The sequence below is a fragment of the Nocardiopsis oceani genome (assembly GCF_054777395.1).
The window spans coordinates 27,067-45,101 of record NZ_BAAHAR010000042.1 but is presented as its reverse complement, the minus strand read 5'-3'; the positions used below and the strand labels follow the sequence as shown (position 1 = coordinate 45,101).

Sequence of the window (18,035 nt, the reverse complement as noted above, 5' to 3'; positions counted from 1 at the left end):
CGAAACGGCTCGGGCGCGAGCGCGGCCGACCCGACTTCTAACCGAGTCCCTGCGTGTCGTCCTCACCGTCTTCGCCGTCCTCGCCGTCGTCGGGGACCCGGCAGGCGTACTCCAAGTACAGGGCAGCGGCCAGCAGGAGACCGGCGGCGCCCGCGGTTCCCAGGGCGGTCAGCATGTCCTCGCGGTAGCTGCTCAGCTCCAGGCGGGACGAGAAGGACAGCCCCATCCCCGCGAAGAAGCCCCCGGCGATCGACGCGAAAAGCGCGCTCGCCTTGGCCAGGGCCAGCAGGCGGGCCGCGCTGAGCGGCTCCATCGGCTCGGTTCCCGGCACCCGGCGGATCCGCCGAGCTGTCCGACCCGCCGTGAACGCCTCCGCGAAGGCCAGCAGCAGCAGGGTCGGGATCGCCGTCCAAGGAAGCTGCGGAAGGCCCGTGACGGAGTTGGCGACCAGCAGCCCGACCAGGGCCCCCAAGACAGCCAACAGCAGCGGGGCACGCCACCCTGTCGGGGCGAGCGTGCCCCCGCCGTCACCGGACATCAGTGACCCGCCTCCCCGGGCAGCTTCAGCCGCAGATCGTCACGGGGCACCAGCTTCTGCTCCCCCTCCGCGTCCTCGGCCTCGACCCCGGCGAGCAGGGCCGCGACCGGCGCCCGGCCGGGCAGTACCGCGGCGGGGTCCGTGTCCAGCCAGGGACGCAGTACGAACGCGCGCAGGTGAGCGCGCGGGTGCGGCAGGGTCAGGACCGGGTCGTCGTCGAGGGCCCCGCCGAAGGCGATCACGTCCACGTCGAGGGTGCGCGGCCCCCAGCGGACCTCGCGGACCCGCTCGAACGCCTGCTCGGCCGACTGGGCCCGTGCCAGGAGTGCCCTCGGCGTGTCCTCTGTGTCCACGGCCAGGACCGCGTTGAGGAAGGCCCCCTGTTCGGGCCCGCCCACCGGAGCGGTCTCGTACACGGGCGACACCGCCACCGCCTCGGGGGCACCCTCCCCGGCCAGAACCAGGTCCACGGCTCCCTGGAGGGCGGCCATCCGGTCCCCGAGGTTGGAGCCCAGGGAGAGCACCGCGCGCGTCACCACTGGCCCCGCTTCCCCCGTGTGACGGTGACCGACACGTCCGAGAACTCGTGCTCGATGGGTGCCGACGGCTTGTGCACCGTCAGTTCGACACCCTCCACGAGCACCTCGGCCAGGCACACCTGAGCGAGGCGTTCGGCCAAGGTCTCGATGAGGTTGACGGGCTCGCCCGTCACCACCTCCACGAGCCGGTCGGCGAGCAGGCCGTAATGCACGGTGTCGCCGACGTCGTCGCTGACCGCCGCGGGCCCGGTGTCCAGGTACAGGACCGCGTCCACGACGAAGTCCTGGCCCTCGCGGCGCTCGAAGTCGAACACACCGTGGTGGCCCCGGGCGCGCAGGCCGCGGAGCGCGACGCGGTCCCGCATCAGCCCTCGGCCTCCGTCTCCTCGTCGTCCTCCATCAGCACCGGCGAGGCGTGGTGCGACCACAGCCGCCATCCCTGTTCGGTGTCGACGAACAGGTTGGTCGTCACCACCTGACCGCCCGCGACGAACCCCGGGCTGCCGTCCTCGGCGGTCAGCACGTTCTCCTCGCAGGTCACCATGGCGATGTCCCCGCCGATCCCGATGTGTGTCTCGGTGAGCACGTACTGGATGTAAGTGACGTTGGCCATGATCAGCGACCAGGCGCGCATGATCTCGGTGCGGCCGCGCAGCAAAGGCCAGCCGGGATTGACGCACACCAGGTCGGGGGCCTCGTGCTCCTCGGCCCAGACAGTGCGCATCAGGTCGATGTCGCCGTTCTCGATCGCGCTGTAGAACTGCCCGTTGGCCTCGGCGACGCGCTCCATGACTTCCTGGCGGGACTTCACAGGCTGCCCCGGTCCACAGTCCCGTCGCGGCCCTCGTCGAGGCGGGCGCCGCCGTCGGACCAGGCAGCCGCGACGCGAACCGCGTCGGCGTTCGGACGGACGTCGTGTACCCGGACCGCCCAAGCGCCCCGGTCCGCGGACAGGGTGGTCACGGCCGCGGTGGCCGCGTCGCAGTCGACGAAGGAGCGGTCCTCGCCCTTGGCATCGCCGAGCAGGCGGCTCAGGAAGCGTTTGCGGGAACCGGCCACCAGAACGGGGCGGCCGAGTTCGTGGAACCGGTCGAGCTGCTGGAGCAGCGCCCAGTTGTGCGCCTGTTCGGGACGCTTGGAGAATCCCAGGCCCGGGTCCAGAACGATCTGGCCGGGGTCGACACCTGAACTGATCATGGCCTCCATACGGTCGCGGAGCTCATCGAGGACCTCCTGGACGACATCCGTGTACACGGCACGGCTCTGCATGTCATGACTATGCCCACGCCAGTGCATCAACACGTAGGCGACACCGGAAGAAGCGACGAGTCGTGCCATCTCAGGGTCGGCCATCCCGCCGCTGACATCGTTGACCAGTACCGCTCCGCCTTCGACCGCACGCGCCGCCACTTCGGCGCGCATGGTGTCGACGCTGACGGAGATACCGCGCGAGGCGAGTTCACGCACCACGGGCTCGACCCTGCGCAGCTCCTCGTCGGCCCCGACCCGCTGGGCCCCGGGACGGGTGGACTCGCCGCCCACGTCGACGATGTCCGCGCCCTCCTCGGCGAGGCGGAGGCCGTGCTCGATCGCGCGCTCGGGGTCGAACCAGGATCCGCCATCGGAGAAGGAGTCGGGGGTGACGTTGACGACCCCCATGACCAGGCAGCGTTCGCGGCGGGGCAGCCCCGGAAGTGTGTGTTTCGGCGCCATGCGCATCACCCTACGCCCGTGCCAAGGGACTGTGGGCACGCAGCCCCGGCCCCTCTGGGACTGTCCTGGGACTTCGTTTCCCGGCCCCGGCTCAGCGGCGGTCGAGGATGAGGCTCATGACCTCGTGGCGGGTGCGGTCGCTGCTGCGGAAGATGCCCCGGACAGCGGAGGTGACCGTCTTGGCCCCGGGCTTGCGCACGCCGCGCATCGTCATGCACAGGTGCTCGGCCTCGACCACCACTATCACCCCGCGAGGATCGAGGTGGTCCATGATCGCGTCGGCGACCTCTCCGGTCAGGCGCTCCTGCACCTGCGGGCGGCGGGCGTAGACGTCCACCAGGCGGGCGAGCTTGCTCAGCCCGGTGATGCGGCCGTCCGCGCCAGGGATGTAGCCGACGTGCGCGACCCCGTAGAACGGGACGAGGTGGTGCTCGCAGGTCGAGTACAGCTCGATGTCCTTGACCAGGACCATTTCCTCATGGTCGGCCTCGAAGACCGTGGTGAGGACGTCGCCGGGCTTCTGGTCGAGGCCGGCGAACTGCTCCTCGTAGGCCCTGGCGACCCGGTCAGGGGTCTTGGCCAGGCCGTCGCGGTCGGGGTCCTCCCCGATGGCGATCAGGATCTCCCGGACTGCGCGGGCGATGCGCTCGCGGTCCACGGATCTGGCAGGCAGGTCCGCGCTCACGCTTCGTCTCCCTCAGTGCTGGTGGTCGGCCCCGCCGAGAGCTGGCCGTTGGTCGATGAGCCCTGGATTTCGGCGCCGTTGAGCCTGGACAGCTCCTTCTTGGAGCGGACGGGCGGCCGGTTGGAGGGCTGGCGCTTGCCGTAGCCGGTGTAGGAACCGCGGGAGGGACGGTCCCGGACCGGAGCGAAGATCTCCAGTACCTGGCTCTTGGTGAGCGTCTCCTTCTCCAGCAGCTGCACGACCAGTTCGTCGAGTACGTCCCGGTACTCGACGAGGACCTCGTAGGCCTCGTCGTGCGCGGACTCGATGAGGCGGCGCACCTCCTCGTCGATGATGGAGGCGATCTCCTCGGAGTACTCGCGGGCGTGGGACATCTCCCGGCCCAGGAACGGCTCCGTGTTGGACGAACCGAACTTGCGGGCGCCCAGTCGCTCGCTCATGCCGTATTCGGTGACCATGTTGCGGGCCAGGTTGGTGGCCTTGTCGATGTCGTTGCCCGCACCGGTGGTGGGCTCGTGGAACACGAGCTCCTCCGCGGCGCGGCCGCCGAGCATCATGGCCAGCTGGTCCATCATCTGCGAGCGCGAGGTGAGGAACTTGTCCTCGGTCGGTACCGACATGGTGTAGCCGAGGGCGCGGCCGCGGGGCAGGATCGTGATCTTGTGCACCGGGTCGGAATTGGGCAGCGCGTGCCCCACCAGGGCGTGGCCGCCCTCGTGGTAGGCGATGACCTTCTTCTCCCGGTCCGACATCACCCGGGTCTTGCGCTCGGGCCCGGCCATCACACGCTCGATGGCCTCCTCGAGGACCGCGTGGTCGATGACCTTGCTGTCGGCCCGGGCCGAGAGGAGTGCACCCTCGTTGATGACGTTGGACAGGTCCGCACCGGTCATCCCGGCGGTCTGGCGGGCGATGACGGTGTAGTCCACGTCGTCGGCCATGGGCTTGCCCTTGGCGTGGACCTGGAGGATCTCCTTGCGGCCGTCCATGTCCGGCCGGTCCACGACGACCTGGCGGTCGAAGCGGCCCGGGCGGAGCAGCGCGGGGTCGAGGATGTCGGGGCGGTTGGTCGCGGCGATCAGGATGACGCCGCCCTTGACGTCGAAGCCGTCCATCTCGACCAGCATCTGGTTGAGGGTCTGCTCTCGCTCGTCGTGCCCGCCGCCCATGCCTGCGCCGCGGTGCCGTCCGACGGCGTCGATCTCGTCGATGAAGATGATCGCGGGGGCGTTGGCCTTGGCCTGCTCGAACAGGTCACGGACCCGCGAGGCACCCACACCGACGAACATCTCGACGAAGTCCGAACCGGAGATGGAGTAGAAGGGGACCGCGGCCTCACCCGCGACGGCGCGGGCCAGAAGGGTCTTACCGGTTCCGGGCGGGCCCATCAGCAGGACGCCCTTGGGGATCTTGGCCCCCATCGTCTGGAACTTCTCCGGGCTCTGCAGGAACTCCTTGATCTCGTGGAGCTCCTCGATGGCCTCGTCGGCCCCGGCCACGTCCGCGAAGGTGTTCTTCGGGGTGTCCTTGGTGATCAGCTTGGCCTTGGACTTGCCGAACTGCATCACCCGGGAGCCGCCGCCCTGCATCTGGCTGAAGATGAACCAGAAGATAATGATGATGATGATCAGCGGCAGCAGGCTGAACAGCGCCGTGGTCCAGATCGGGGTGGTGGCGACGGAGACCTCGTAGGAGTCCAGGTTCCCCTCGGGGTTCTCGCTGGACTCCTGGAGCATGGTCGCCAGCTCCAGGCCCTGGCCCTCGACCCAGTAGGACTCGTAGATGTCCCCGTCGACCGTGGTCAGCTGGATGCGCTGGTCCCGGTCGACGATCTCGGCATTGTCCACCTGGTCCTGCTCGATGAGCATGTAGACGTGCGAGGTGTCGGTCTCCTCAGGCTGCGGGCCGGCCCCGACGTCGAACACGCGGAAGCCGATGATGAGCATGAGGGCGACGACCAGGATCCAAAACCACGGGCCGCGGAAAAAACGCTTCAGATTCATGTGAGCGGAACCCTGTCGGGTCCGTCCCTCCTGACCAGGCCGCCCGCCCCAGAGGACTTTCCGAAGCAGGACCTATCGGACACGTGCTCCCTGCGATGACGCCGGGATATTCGACGGTACACCTCGTCGCGCGGAGCGGGCACACCGCTCAGGCCGGTGACGGGGCCGTCATGGGGGCAACGACGGCGACCCGTTCCGTTGTTCCCGGATACCGCCGAGCGCGGACCTCCGCGGGCCCGCGCCTCGGTAGGGAGCGTACTTCCCCAACTGGGGAGAGCGTACTTCTCTAACTCTCGTACACGTGCGGTGCGAGCGTGCCGATGAACGGCAGGTTGCGGTACTTCTCGGCGTAGTCGAGACCGTAACCGATGATGAACTCGTTGGGCAGGTCGAAACCGATGTACTTGACGTCGAGGTCGACGTCGAAGGCGAGCGGTTTGCGGACCATGGTGCAGACCTCGACGGACTTGGGGCCGCGTGACTTCAGGTTGCCCACCAGCCAGGACAGGGTCAGCCCGGAGTCGATGACGTCCTCGACGATCAGGACGTCGCGGTCCTTGATGTCGGTCTCGAGGTCCTTGAGGATGCGCACCACGCCGGAGGACGTGGTCCCTGCCCCGTAGGAGGAGACGGCCATCCAGTCCATGGTGACGGGGCTGTGCAGCGTCCGCGCGAGGTCGGCCATGACCATGACCGCGCCCTTGAGCACTCCGACGATGAGCAGGTCCCTGCCCGCGTAGTCCGCATCGATCCGCGCGCCCATCTCAGCCAGGCGCGTCTTGATCTCTTCCTCGGTGACCAGGACCTTCTCCAGGTCCTGTCCCATGTCTTTGGCGTCCACGCTCATGTCCTCGCTGCTGGATTCCCCGTTTGCGGCAACCAGGATAAACGTGCCGAACGCGGCAACGGTGCCGGACCACCCGGCGGGGGCATGCACGGCTCACCGCCCGAAGAGGATCCGACCAGCGGCGCGGCGTCCCCGAATCCCTCCCGGCAAGTCGATGTGGGCCTGCCCGCGCCACTCCGTGACGAGCCGGTCCAGTTCGCGGACGTGCCGCGCGGTCAACGCGCTGGCGGGGCACCCCGCATCCAGGGCTGCGCGGCGCAGGACGCGGGTACGCAAGGAGGGATCCGCCCGTTCCAGCGGCTCCACGGAGAGACCTCCGACACATTCATCCTCCTCAGTGTCGGCACCCAGCTCACGGGACTCCGCGTAGAGCTCGTCGGAGAGCCCGTCCAGCGTGTCCGCGTCCGCACGGAGCATGGTCGCCGTCCTGGCCAAGGCGGCGCCGATCCCCGGCCCCAGCGCCCTCTCCAGCGCGGGCAGCGCCTCGTGGCGCACCCGGGAGCGGGCGAAGCGCGGATCGTGGTTGTGCGGGTCCTCCCAAGGACGCAGGCCCATCAGGTCGCAGGCCTCCCGGACCGTCACGCGGTCCAGGTCCAGCAGGGGGCGGAGGTAGTCACCGGTGCGCCGGGCCATCCCGGCCAAGGAACGGGCCCCCGAGCCGCGCGCCAACCCGAGCAGGACCGTCTCCGCCTGGTCGTCGAGGGTGTGGCCGAGGAGCACCACCGCGGGGGCGTGTGCCGAGACCGCTGCGGTCAGTGCGTCGTAGCGTGCGTGCCGGGCCGCGGCTTCAGGACCGCCGCCGCCGGAGACCCGCACGGAACTGGTCAGGACGGGATCCAGGCCGAGCCCGCGCGCGATGTCGGCGACGGCCTTGGCCCGGCTGTCCGATCCAGTCTGGAGTCCGTGGTCGACGGTGACCGCGCCGGCGGCGCGGCCCAGGCGCGGCGCCTCGAAGGCCACCGCCCCCGCCAGCGCCAAGGAGTCGGCCCCGCCGCTGCACGCCACCAGCGCAGTAGTCCCGTCTGGCAGGTCGGACAGCACCCGCCGGACCGCCGATCGAACGGCGGCCACGGCGGGGGGCGGTCCGCTCACTCCGTGATGGCGGCGGGCCGGACGACCCGTTCGATCCACTTCGCGGGGTTGCGGATCTCCTCGAGGGTGGGCAGGGTCTCGCGCGAAGTCCACACCTTGTTGAACTCGGCCATCCCGACCTGGGCGACGACCTGTCGGACGAAGGCGGCGCCTTCCTCGTACTGCTTCATTTTCAGGTCCATGCCCAGGAGCTGGCGCATGATCCGGTCGATGGGGTTGGGCGACTCCCGGCGCTTCTGAAAACGGGCCCGGATGGTCTCGACCGAGGGCACGACCTCCGGTCCGACCGCGTCCATGACGTAGTCCCCGTGCCCCTCCGCAAGGCTCATGACGGCGGTGATCCGGTCCATCAGCTCGCTCTGCTCCGGGCTGTGGAACGCGGTGAGGAGGTTCCCGTCACCTCCCCGCACCGCATCGGCCACGGCCTCGCCCGCCTGCCGGAGACGGTCGATGAGGTCCGAGGCCTCCATCTCCGTGGACAGCAGGAGCTCCTGCATGAGGTCCTGGACGTGGTCCCGCAGCCACGGCGTGGCCGTGAACTGCATCCGGTGGGTCTCCTCGTGCAAGCAGACCCACAGGCGGAAGTCGCGCGGGTCGACGTCCAGTTCGCGTTCGGTGTTGACGATGTTGGGCGCCACCAGGGTCAGGCGCCCGGTCGGCGAGTTGCCGTCCGGGTCCGGTGGCAGGAAGAGTTCGTACTGGCCGAGGACCCGCCCGGCCAGGTAGGACAGGACCGCACCCAGCTGCACCCCGGTGATCCGGGAACCGACCGCGGTGGTCAGGTTCCCGGCCGGGCTGTTGTTCAGCCGGTCGGCGCCCATCTGTTCGAGTACGGGTTCGAGAACAACCCGAAACCCGTCGACGTTGGCTCGAATCCATCCCGGGCGGTCAACGATGACCGCTGGCCCTGAGGGTTCGAGGGGGTTCATTCCGGTGAAGTCGCGCACGTGCCCGGCCGCCACGGTGGAAAGCTCGCGCAACTGAGCCACGGCCTGCCGTGCGTCGGACAGGTCCACCTGCGGCCCAGGGCGCACGAGGCGGACACCGGTGTTGACGGCTACGTCCCAGTCGATCACAGTCACACCGTCAGCCTACCCATGCGACAACCGTGAGCACGGAGATCAGGGCGCCAATTCAGGGCCGAGCCAGGGATACCCCTGAGGACGACCAAATGCTTCTCACGCAAGGCAGCAACCGCAGGGGGTGCCCGTTCGAGCGCCGGAGAGCCTGGGTTGCAGCAAGCACAGTGCAAGAGGAGTCAAGCCGCTAGCGAGGAACGAGCCAGGTGCCAGACTGCGCAGAAGGCGTCCGTTGAGGGTTGTTGGCGGGCGACGGGCGGGCGGAGGCCCAAAGTATTACGAACAGCCGCATTGGCTGAGGGCAGTGGCGAGGGTGTCCAGCTGCGGGCCGGAGGCGCCCGGGCTGTTGGCCATGAGCGCGAACACGAACACGTTGCCCTCCAGGTCGTGGACGGTGCCGGCCAGGGTGCTTACCCCGTCGAGGGTCCCGGTCTTGCCGCGCACCATCCCGGCCCCCTCGTGGGAGTTGGAGAACTCCGAGTAGCGCCCGGCCAGGGTGCCGGTGGAGTTCGCGGTGGGCATGCCGGTGATGGTCGCGTTGAGCCGGGGCTCGTCGGAGGCCGCCTTCACCATGCGGACCAGGGCGTGGGCCGTGATGCGGTTGTCGGGGCTCAGGCCGCTGTTGTCGGCCAGATCCACCCCGTCGATCCCCAGATCGTCCATCACCCGGTGGGTGGCTTCGGCCGCCCCCGCGAAGTCGGGCTCCTCGCCCATCTCCATCGCGGCAATGCGGCCCAGCGACTCGGCCATGTTGTTGTCACTGGCCAGCATCATGAACTCGACCAGCCCGGTCATCGGCATGGAGTCCACGGAGGCGACGGGGTCCCCGGAGGCCTCGGTTTCGTCCGGCGAGCCCTCGACGTTCAGCCCGGCCTGTTCCAGCCGGTCGGCGAAGGCCTCCGCCGCGGCCAGGGGCGGGTCCGGGGCCCGGGTGGACACGTCAGGGTCCACCCTGCCGCTGTCGGTGAGCAGCGCGTGGATGGTCGCGGTGCTGCCCTCGGTGACGTAGGTGGGCTTCCACCCGGGACCGGTGTCGGACCCGGTGAACAGCGAGTCGTCGTAGCCGACCGCAACCGTGTCCAGTCCTTGGTCCGCGAGGGCGGCAGCGGTGTCCTCCGCGAGCTCCTCCAAGGTTGCTACCTGCGGGTATGCTGCGGAGTCGGCGGTCGCGGTCAGAGTCGCGTCTCCCCCTCCACGCAGCACCACCCGGTTCTCCTCGGGGTCGAGGTAGGCCTCGGTCCGCAGCACGTGGTCGGGGCCGACGGCGTCCAGTACCGCGATGGCCGTGGCGATCTTCGTCGTCGACGCCGGGGTCACCAGGGCGTCCGCGTCCCGCTCGAAGAGAGTCTCCCCCGTGGCGCCGTCAACCACGTAACCGGAGAGGCCCTCCTCAAGCCCGGAAGACGACATGGGATCATCAAGAACGTCCGCGATCCGTTCCGGGGCCGCCGGGGTCGGGTCCGCGGGTGCAACCGCCGCCACGCCGTCGGCGTGCGTGACGGGGTTGGGCACCGCCGGAAGCGGTCGTGCCTCGATCACGTCCAGGGCTGCGAACCCGGTGATCAGCACGAATATGTTGAGCAGGGCCAGCGCGAGGAACGCCTCGCCTCGTACCCGTCGCACCCGGGGCACCTGACCTTCCTTCGGTGTCGCGGCCTGACGTTGTAGTTATACGGCGACATTAGTCGCATTGGGAGCCGAGATCAGCATGGAATTCGACGTTACGATCGAGATCCCCAAGGGGGAGCGCAACAAGTACGAGGTGGACCACGAGACCGGTCGTATCCGTCTCGACCGCATGCTGTTCACCTCCACGACCTACCCCGCCGACTACGGTTTCGTCGAGGGAACACTCGGCGAGGACGGCGACCCCTTGGACGCCCTTGTCCTGCTCAAGGCCCCGACTTTCCCGGGTTGCCTGATCCGGGCGCGCGCCATCGGCATGTTCCGCATGCGCGACGAGGCCGGCGGTGACGACAAGCTGCTGTGCGTTCCGGCGACGGACCCGCGCCAGGAGCACCTGCGTGACATTCACCACGTCAACGAGTTCGAGCGCCTCGAGATCGAGCACTTCTTCACCGTGTACAAGGACCTCGAGCCCGGCAAGTCCGTCGAGGGCGCCAGCTGGGTCGGCCGCCACGAGGCCGAGCAGGAGATCATCGCCTCGGTGAAGCGCGGCGAGGAGCACGGCTCCCACGGCGACGCGTCGCACATCACCAACGAGGGCAAGTAGCCAAGCGCCACAAGCATCTCGGTGTTTCGCAGGACCCGGCAGGGGGTTTCCCCGCCGGGTCCTCGTCTTTCCCGTCGGCCGCCGTCGGTCCCGTTGGCAGTACCGCTCAGTTCATCTCGGCGCTGTCCGGAGCCAACGGGCCCGGCTCCTGGCCGGGATCGCGGACGAGTGCGTACCCGGCCAGCGCGATGAGCAGAAGAGCGCACAGCAGGGCGAGGACCATGGGCAGCGGGAAAAGCGTCGCGCGTGTCGGTTGGCTCTTGTCGGGACCCAGCGGGAAGCCGTCCCGGCCGAAGCGGTCGGCCCGTGCCGCGACGTGCAGCCGGTAGCCGTCCAGCGCGGATCCGCACATTCCGTTGAGCACCCTGGCACGGACCAGCTCCGTCTTCTCCGGAAGCGCAAGCGCGCAGTCGGCCTCGTAGCTCGCCCGATGGCGCGCGCACTCGGCTTCGGCGAGCGCGTGCAGCCACTCCCCCAGCCGTGCGGCGTCCGGCAGGCGCGCGCTGTGCGCACGGGCGACGATCAGGGTGTCCCTGAGTACGACATGCGCGGCGTCGCGATCACGGAGGACCAGGATGCAGCGCCGGTACAGCTCCTCTCCGTAAGCATCGAGAAGCCATACGTAGACGTCTGAGGGCGGGGTTCGGCCGGAGCGCAGGGCATGCAGGAGATCCTGGTCCGTCATAGACCTAGAATCTACGCCGCGCTCGGCGCGACGCTCCCCGGTTCGCCGAAAGACACGCGGTTCTTCCGCGGAGCCACACCCCCTGCGAGCTGCGACGGGCCGGTGACCGGGTCCGGCCCAGCGCCGGGTTCAGTACTCGTCCGGAGGGCGGCGCGGCTCCGGTGGCCAGCCGGGGCCCTGCGGCCGTCGGCGTGGCGACCCGGGCGGACGCGGACGGCGTGGATGCGGACCCGGACGGTCGGGAGGATCCCCTCGGCCTTCCCGGTCGGGGGTGACGAACAGGGCACCGGCATACCTGAACCGCAACCACAGCAGCACGTAGGTGAGCGCGGTCAGACCAGAGACGAGCAGCGCCGCCTCGACCCCCAGGAACCCGAGGGCCATCACGCCGGCGGCGACCACGACGAGGGCACGCGCCAGCACGCGCGCCCACAGGCCCTGGACCTCGGGGGTCAAGGCTGCCCTCTGGGAACGGATGGCTGCACGGCCACTCCTGTCGCTACGGCTGTACTGGGGGGTGGAGCCCGGTTCGGCGGACGTGCCGTGTTCTCGGGCTCCACATGTCACCACCACGGGAGTCCTCCCGCAACACGTCCGGGACTGGCCAAGGGTGAGCGGTTCGACACGCGCGATTCTCGGTGATCGCTTGACTCACCACCGGCTTTGCTGGTCTCCTTACGTCCATGTATCCGCGCACCCGCACCGACGCCACGGCTCGCATGGCCCCTTGGGCCTCCTGCCACCTGGCCCGTGCGGCGTGTCCGTGTTGTCGTCACTGAGTCGTAGCCGAGGGGACGGAGTCGACCGACCCCGCGCGACCAGCCCGTGAGCGGCGTCCACTTTTCTGTGTGACCTGTCCGCGAACGGATTCCGTCAGGGCGATCCTGCCCTCCGAACGCGTGTTCGGAGAGGCCGCCCCTGCCGCCCCGGCCCCGCCGGGACCCACCGACGACATCCTCGCGGCCACGGTCACAGGACCCGGCCGCGTACACGTGAAGGATCTTCTCACGATGCCCCACCAGGCCTCCGCGGCGACCGCCGTCCGCCCCGCCACGACCGAACACACCCCCCGCCCGCGCCTCGCGACCGTCTCCCTCGACGGCATCGGCGACGTGGTCGACGCCGGCCGCGTTTCCGGCTACGCCCACCTGAGCCAACGCCGACTTCCCACCATCGGACAGCTGGTCTCCGCCGCCCGGGGCGCCGCGGGGACGCTGCGCCGACCGACCCTGTGGCCGACCCGGCGCGGACACTGGCAGCCGGCCCCGCGCAGTGCGCGACGCCACGTGAGCGGTCGTTTCCGGGTGACCACCGTCGCCCTCGAACCCAACAGCTTCGTCCCCGGCCCGGCCCGGCGCTCCGACCGGCCGCACAGCCTGGAGGTGCTTTACCTGGTGAGCGGGAAAGCGCACCTGATCACCTCCGGCGACGACGGCCAGATGCGCTCGGCCGCCGAGCTGGCCACGGACCGGGCTCGCGTGGTGGGCGGCGTCGGCACCGCCTCCGGCCAGTGGCACCAGCACCTGGTGAACACCGGAGACGAGACCGCCGTTCTGGTCCGGGTGACCGCGTAAGCGAACCCGGTGGCACTGCGACCGCTCACTCATGGTCGCCCCGTTCCGGGGCCGCCGCGCGCAACGCCCCGTCCACGGCCTCGATGGAGCGCAGCACCCCTGCGGTGCGCTGACCTTCGGCGAGGTAGGCGCTCATGACCTGGTCGAGGGCGTGTGGTGACAGGTGGTCACGCAGGTCGACGCGGGCCGTGCGGTACCCCTCTCGGGCCGCTTCCAGCGTCGCGGAGACGTACTGGCGGGCCAGCCGGGAGAGGGCTACGGGGTGGCGCCGCAGGACCCCGTGCAACCGGTAGTCGGCGGGCACGTGGTCGAACAGCCATTCCAGGGCCGTCTGCTCGAAGGAGTCCGACCCGGGTGGGTGCACACTCGCGGGCCAGTCCGACGTCAGGGACTGATCGGGCATACCAGACAGCATACCCGCTGCTCGAAAACATGTTCGATGTACGAAGCTCCAAAAAGTGGAACTCGGATCAGTCGGAGTCAGCGTCGGCGGACTCGGTCGACTCCGCGGCCGCCCGCTTCTCCAGCTCCACCCGGACGGCCTGTTCCGCCGCGTCCACCGCTGCTCTGGCGGTGATCGCGTTGGTGTGCGCCCGGTCCAACTCCTCCAAAAGGATGCAGTCGAACGAGACCCGCGCATCGTGGATGGCGGCTTCCAGCTGACGTGATGCCTCTTCCAGACTCATACCCCTCCCTTCCCCAGAAGTGGGCACCCGCACACACCTACCCCAACAGCCCCGCCCTCAGGAGCTGGCCGGAGACCGGCCGCGAACGCTCTGCGGACCGGGCCCCGCCTCGGGTCGGAACAGAACACGGATGACGCTCGCTTCGGGCGTTGGAGACGCGGGTAGGGGCACCGTGAGAAACCCGAAACAAGGGCATCGGTAGAACCCCGAAACACGCGAAGCAACCTGGAGCACAGATGGTCTACCTCATCCTCGTCCTGCTCGCGATCTGGCTGATTGTCTCCATCCTCGGAATCCTGATCGAGGGACTGTTCTGGCTGGCACTGATCGGCGGCGTCCTGTTCGTCGCCACCACCGTGTGGGGCTGGCTGCAGAGCCGGCAGCGGGTCTGAACCTGCCAGGGGGACAGGCTCTCCCGAGTCAGGGCTCCAACGCGGCCCTCCCGCCACCGAGGCGCCGCACGATCCAGCGTGCGCGCCCCTCGTCGCCGTCCAGGTGTTCGCGGACCGCGCGGACCGCCTCGTCGATGCAGCCCAGCGCGATCAGGTTGTGCACGCGCGAGCGCAGTTCGGCGGGAAGTTCGTCGGCCTCGCGCGGCGCGGGCACGTACCCGCCCACGTCTCGCCGGGGCGCGGACCTCGGCGGCTCCGGCTCGACCTCGGCCCCCCGTGCCTCCATACGGCCGACGACCAGGCGCAGCCCGTAGAAACCCCCACCGAGAACGACCACAGAACCCAGCAGGGCGAACAGCATGAACATCAGGCTCATAACGCCCAACTACCCATACGTCTCGCACAACAGACACAACAGACGCACACTCTGGGTAATCATTCCACCAAGGTCGGCCGACACCCGGTGACCGCTCCCCGCGCGAGCCGGAGCACGGCGTTAGGGCGTGTCCGGGTTTCCCGCCTGGACGTCCTCGGGCAGTAGGGTCTGGAGTTCGGCGACGTCAAGGGTCCCACCGGCGGCGGCAGCGGCCTCGATCCGCCGCGCCTGCCAGGTCACGCTCGCCTCGAACAGCGCGCGCACCTCGCGCCCGTTGCCCTCCGCGAAGCGTTCACTCTCCGCGGTCATCAGCGCCGAGAGCACCTCCAAGGTCTTCGCCGGCACCAGGAAGTCCGCCTCCTCGGCCATCCCCACGAAGATGTCCACCAGCTCCGCACGGCTGTAGGACGGGAACTCCACAGTCCGGGAGAACCGCGAGGCCAGCCCGGGATTCCCGGCGAGGAAGGCGCGGATCTCCCGTGAGCTGCCCGCCAGGACCACCACGACCTCGTCACGGTGGCCCTCCATCAGACCGAGCAGAGTGTCGACGGCTTCCTGCCCGGCCCGCTCACCCCCGGCGTCTCCCCTGGTCAACAGGTGCGCATCGGACACAAGGAGGACACCTCCCCGCGCCTGTTCGAACGCCTCCCGTGTCCGCTGCTCCGTCCGGCCCCGCTCCCGCCTTCCCGGTGCTCCCACCAGGTCCGCCCGCGAGACCTCCACCACCTGGCCCCGCTCCAACACGCCCAGCGCCGCCAGCAGCTCACCGTAGATCCGCGTCACGGTGCTCCTCCCGGTCCCGGAGGAGCCCGAGAACACCAAGTGGCGCGACGGCGGCGTTCCCAGCCCGGCTGCTTGGCGCCGACGGGCAGCAGACAGCAGATCCGTCAGACCCCGTACCTCGCGCTTGACGTCGGCCAGACCCACCATCCCGTCCAGCCGGTCCATCAGCACGCGGATCCGGCCGGTGTCCCGTGGTGCACCGACCCCCGCGACGAGTTCGGGGGCCACCACGCCTTCCAGGTCTTCGGGCAGAACCTGGGTGAGGTCGTCGAGGGTCGTGAAACCGCCCTCCACGAGCCGGTTGGCCTGGGCCCGCACCGTCTCCTCGAACATCCTGCGCGCCTCGCGCCCGTTGCCGAACGCCTCGTCGCGCCGCTGCCTGCGGAAGTGCCGGGCCACGATGTCGCGCACGCCCTCACCCAGGTCGTATCCCTGTTCCGCGGACATCCCCGCGAAGATCCCGCTGAGCTGTTCCGGGGTGTAGTTCTCGAACGCGATCGTCCGGCCCATCCTCGACCGCAGCCCGGGGTTGGCGTCGAGGAAGGTACTCATCTCACCCGAGTAGCCGGCGAAGACCAGGACGACCTCCTCGCGGAAGTCCTCCATCAGCTTGATAAGCGTGTCTATGGCCTCCTGACCGAAGTCGCTGCCGCTGCCGAAGCGCCGCGACAGCGTGTACGCCTCGTCGACGAACAGCACACCGCCCCGGGCACGCTCCACCAGGTCCGTAGTCTTGCGCGTCGTGCCACCGAGGTGCTCGGCCACCAGGTCCGCCCGGGACACCTCCAGGAACTGCCCCTTGGAGAGCACCCCCAGTGAACGCAGGATCTCCCCGTACAGCCGCGCCACCGTGGTCTTCCCTGTCCCGGGCGGCCCCGAGAACACCAAGTGGCGGCTGACATTCAGCGCCGGCAGCCCCGCCTCGACCCGCTTCGCGCTCACCTGCTGGAAGTTGACGAGCGACCGGACCTCCTTCTTCACCCCGTCCAGGCCCACCATCCCCTCCAGCTCCGAGAGCAGGACGTCCAGCGGGCGCGCACGGTCCCGCACGGTCCCGTCGCCCTGAGCCTCACCCGGGAATCCGCCCACCGTGCCGTCCCCGGTCGGTGCTGAGGACTCAGCGGCGCGCGCGGACACCCGGTCTCCGTTGCCCCCGCGGTTGCCGCTGAAGGTGCTGTCCTCCAGGTACACGGAGGCGCTGTCGGAGGCGCTCAGGCCCTCGTCGTCGTTTCCGGAGACGGTGCACCGCACCAGGCGTACCCGGCCGCCCTCCTCCACCATGAGGCCGTCTCCCCGGCCGTCCCGGATCGCGGTGTCCTCCAGCGCGACCACGCCGCCGCTGCCCACCCGGACCCCGCGCTCGCCGCTGCCGGACAGGGTGGAGGACCGGATCGTGACGTGCCCGCCCTGGACGTAGACCGCGTCCTCGCCGCAGTCGGAGAGGTCGGCGTGGCGGACCTGGATCTCCGTGCCGTCGAGGATGTTCAGGCCACCCTCGCGGGCCTCGCGCAGCACCATGCCGCGCACCGTGATCGTGGCGTCCTCACGGCTGTGGATCCCCGATCCCACATCGTGGCCGACGATGTCCTCGAACACGCCACGGCCGCCCACGACGATGGCCATCGGACCGTGCCAGCGGCTGACCCGGAGGTCGCTCACCTCGAACCGGGATCGGACCGAGGCGATCGCGCCGCGTTCCTCCTCCCCGCTCTCGGCCACGGACATCCCCGTGACGGTCGCCCTGGCGCCGTCGGCGACCACCAGGGCCGCCTTCCCGACCCGGGTGCACCTCAGGTCGGTCATAGTCACCTCCCCGCCGTCGATGAGGACGGCGTCGGTGGCGGTGCCGTTCACGGTCAACCCTCGGGCGGTGAGCCTGCCGCCCTCGATCGCCACCCCGGTGCGGGTGGCGTCGGTGATCTCGCAGTCGTACAGGGTGCTCTCGGAGTCCCCGTGGACGAAGAAGGCGTCTGTGTCCTCCTTGCGGGCGTCCTCCACCACCAGCCGGGTGAAGACCGCCTTGGAACGTTCGTAGACCCGGACCGGCCAGTCGTAGGAGCCTGTGACCTTCAGGTCGGTGAACTCCGGCTGTGCCCGGTCCCGGACGTAGACGCCGCCCCCGTCCACGAGGGCGCAGTCGGTGATCTCCGGGGACGAGTTGGCGACGTAGAGGCTGTGCCAGTCGTCATGGACCCCGGTGAAGACCGTCCCGCTGATCCGCGGTGAGCACCCGCCCTGGACGGCGATCACCGCCCCGGCGAAGTAGCAGTCGCGTACGCTGCCCTCACTGCCGTCCCACAGCAGTCCGCTGTCCTCGAACCGGCACCCGACGATCTCTGCGTGGGAGGACACCACGTTGACCCTCCTGGGCGCGGTGAAGACGCAGTCCACCGTCCTGACCCGAGCACCCTTCTGCGCGTACAGGGGCGGGTACTCGTCCGAGTCGCTCCGCACGGAGACCCCGTAGATCTCCAGGTTCCCGCCCCCGTGGACGTTGAACACGTTGGTCTCGTTGGCCGCCGCGACCGTGACCGTCCCAGCCCCTTCGGTGGGCACCACGACCACTCGGCGCAGTACCCCGATGACCTGGGGTTCCACATACTCTCCCGGGTCTACTTGGAGGTACAGGTCCGATCTCCTGTACCGGGGGTCCCGGATCACCTTCCCCAACGACGAGCTGGCGGCGGGATCCGTCTTCGAGACGCGGACCGTAATCATCCATCGACTCCAAAGGGGGTTGCGGCCGCGGCGCCGCGCCGGAGTGTCTGCGCTATGTACCGTATCCACCTCGGGCGCCGGGAACCCGCACC

Annotated in this window: 20 protein-coding genes; 3 read left to right on the top strand and 17 right to left on the bottom strand. The window is 69.6% G+C overall.

The window, feature by feature from the left end; translation table 11 throughout:
* Positions 1-37: 37 nt before the first annotated feature.
* The 11 genes from ACYVDG_RS23895 to dacB form a co-directional block, all read right to left on the bottom strand.
* Entirely contained in the window at positions 38-538 is a 501-nt protein-coding gene (locus ACYVDG_RS23895) for a DUF3180 domain-containing protein (RefSeq protein ID WP_460757822.1), read from the bottom strand.
* A complete protein-coding gene (gene folK / locus ACYVDG_RS23890) occupies positions 538-1,074 on the bottom strand; it encodes a 2-amino-4-hydroxy-6-hydroxymethyldihydropteridine diphosphokinase (RefSeq protein ID WP_460757851.1) in 537 nt (178 codons plus the stop codon). The genes ACYVDG_RS23895 and folK overlap by 1 nt, the downstream gene beginning before the upstream one ends.
* Positions 1,071-1,442 (bottom strand): dihydroneopterin aldolase, encoded by a 372-nt coding sequence (gene folB, locus ACYVDG_RS23885; RefSeq protein ID WP_460757821.1) that lies wholly within the window; start codon positions 1,440-1,442, stop codon positions 1,071-1,073. Before folB ends, folK begins: the two co-directional genes overlap by 4 nt.
* On the bottom strand, positions 1,442-1,888 hold the full coding sequence (locus ACYVDG_RS23880) for a nuclear transport factor 2 family protein (RefSeq protein WP_460757820.1): 447 nt from the start codon (positions 1,886-1,888) through the stop codon (positions 1,442-1,444). Before ACYVDG_RS23880 ends, folB begins: the two co-directional genes overlap by 1 nt.
* On the bottom strand, positions 1,885-2,790 hold the full coding sequence (folP, locus tag ACYVDG_RS23875; RefSeq protein ID WP_460757819.1) for a dihydropteroate synthase: 906 nt from the start codon (positions 2,788-2,790) through the stop codon (positions 1,885-1,887). The genes ACYVDG_RS23880 and folP overlap by 4 nt, the downstream gene beginning before the upstream one ends.
* Before the next feature lie 91 nt (positions 2,791-2,881).
* Positions 2,882-3,475 carry a GTP cyclohydrolase I FolE gene (gene folE / locus ACYVDG_RS23870; protein ID WP_460757818.1) on the bottom strand — a complete coding sequence of 198 codons (594 nt, stop codon included), beginning with the start codon at positions 3,473-3,475 and terminating at the stop codon, positions 2,882-2,884.
* Positions 3,472-5,478, bottom strand: a complete 2,007-nt coding sequence (ftsH, locus tag ACYVDG_RS23865; protein ID WP_460757817.1) for an ATP-dependent zinc metalloprotease FtsH — start codon at positions 5,476-5,478, stop codon at positions 3,472-3,474. The genes folE and ftsH overlap by 4 nt, the downstream gene beginning before the upstream one ends.
* Before the next feature lie 286 nt (positions 5,479-5,764).
* Positions 5,765-6,319 carry a hypoxanthine phosphoribosyltransferase gene (gene hpt, locus ACYVDG_RS23860; protein ID WP_460757816.1) on the bottom strand — a complete coding sequence of 185 codons (555 nt, stop codon included), beginning with the start codon at positions 6,317-6,319 and terminating at the stop codon, positions 5,765-5,767.
* 99 nt (positions 6,320-6,418) lie between these two features.
* A complete protein-coding gene (tilS, locus tag ACYVDG_RS23855) occupies positions 6,419-7,417 on the bottom strand; it encodes a tRNA lysidine(34) synthetase TilS (protein WP_460757815.1) in 999 nt (332 codons plus the stop codon).
* Positions 7,414-8,493, bottom strand: a complete 1,080-nt coding sequence (locus ACYVDG_RS23850; protein ID WP_460757850.1) for a zinc-dependent metalloprotease — start codon at positions 8,491-8,493, stop codon at positions 7,414-7,416. Before ACYVDG_RS23850 ends, tilS begins: the two co-directional genes overlap by 4 nt.
* A gap of 279 nt (positions 8,494-8,772) precedes the next feature.
* On the bottom strand, positions 8,773-10,128 hold the full coding sequence (gene dacB, locus ACYVDG_RS23845; protein ID WP_460757814.1) for a D-alanyl-D-alanine carboxypeptidase/D-alanyl-D-alanine endopeptidase: 1,356 nt from the start codon (positions 10,126-10,128) through the stop codon (positions 8,773-8,775).
* Between the two features lie 76 nt (positions 10,129-10,204).
* Between dacB and ACYVDG_RS23840 the strand changes: the two genes are divergently transcribed.
* Positions 10,205-10,729, top strand: a complete 525-nt coding sequence (locus ACYVDG_RS23840; RefSeq protein WP_460757813.1) for an inorganic diphosphatase — start codon at positions 10,205-10,207, stop codon at positions 10,727-10,729.
* Between the two features lie 106 nt (positions 10,730-10,835).
* Here the strand turns inward: ACYVDG_RS23840 and ACYVDG_RS23835 are convergent, their stop codons facing one another.
* A complete protein-coding gene (locus ACYVDG_RS23835; RefSeq protein WP_460757812.1) occupies positions 10,836-11,414 on the bottom strand; it encodes an RNA polymerase sigma factor in 579 nt (192 codons plus the stop codon).
* Between the two features lie 129 nt (positions 11,415-11,543).
* Positions 11,544-11,870 carry a hypothetical protein gene (locus tag ACYVDG_RS23830; RefSeq protein ID WP_460757811.1) on the bottom strand — a complete coding sequence of 109 codons (327 nt, stop codon included), beginning with the start codon at positions 11,868-11,870 and terminating at the stop codon, positions 11,544-11,546.
* A 554-nt stretch (positions 11,871-12,424) separates the two neighbouring features.
* Here ACYVDG_RS23830 and ACYVDG_RS23825 point away from each other — a divergent pair.
* On the top strand, positions 12,425-12,988 hold the full coding sequence (locus ACYVDG_RS23825; protein ID WP_460757849.1) for a hypothetical protein: 564 nt from the start codon (positions 12,425-12,427) through the stop codon (positions 12,986-12,988).
* A 25-nt stretch (positions 12,989-13,013) separates the two neighbouring features.
* Here ACYVDG_RS23825 and ACYVDG_RS23820 read toward each other — a convergent pair whose 3' ends face one another.
* Entirely contained in the window at positions 13,014-13,403 is a 390-nt protein-coding gene (locus ACYVDG_RS23820) for a hypothetical protein (RefSeq protein ID WP_460757810.1), read from the bottom strand.
* 55 nt (positions 13,404-13,458) lie between these two features.
* The gene (locus ACYVDG_RS23815) at positions 13,459-13,674 is read right to left on the bottom strand and encodes a hypothetical protein (RefSeq protein ID WP_460757809.1); all 216 of its coding nucleotides are present in this window, start codon (positions 13,672-13,674) and stop codon (positions 13,459-13,461) included.
* A gap of 236 nt (positions 13,675-13,910) precedes the next feature.
* Between ACYVDG_RS23815 and ACYVDG_RS23810 the strand changes: the two genes are divergently transcribed.
* A complete protein-coding gene (locus ACYVDG_RS23810; protein WP_460757808.1) occupies positions 13,911-14,066 on the top strand; it encodes a hypothetical protein in 156 nt (51 codons plus the stop codon).
* Between the two features lie 28 nt (positions 14,067-14,094).
* Here ACYVDG_RS23810 and ACYVDG_RS23805 read toward each other — a convergent pair whose 3' ends face one another.
* On the bottom strand, positions 14,095-14,442 hold the full coding sequence (locus ACYVDG_RS23805; RefSeq protein WP_460757807.1) for a hypothetical protein: 348 nt from the start codon (positions 14,440-14,442) through the stop codon (positions 14,095-14,097).
* A gap of 120 nt (positions 14,443-14,562) precedes the next feature.
* Positions 14,563-17,943, bottom strand: a complete 3,381-nt coding sequence (locus ACYVDG_RS23800) for a right-handed parallel beta-helix repeat-containing protein (protein ID WP_460757806.1) — start codon at positions 17,941-17,943, stop codon at positions 14,563-14,565.
* Positions 17,944-18,035: the final 92 nt, after the last annotated feature.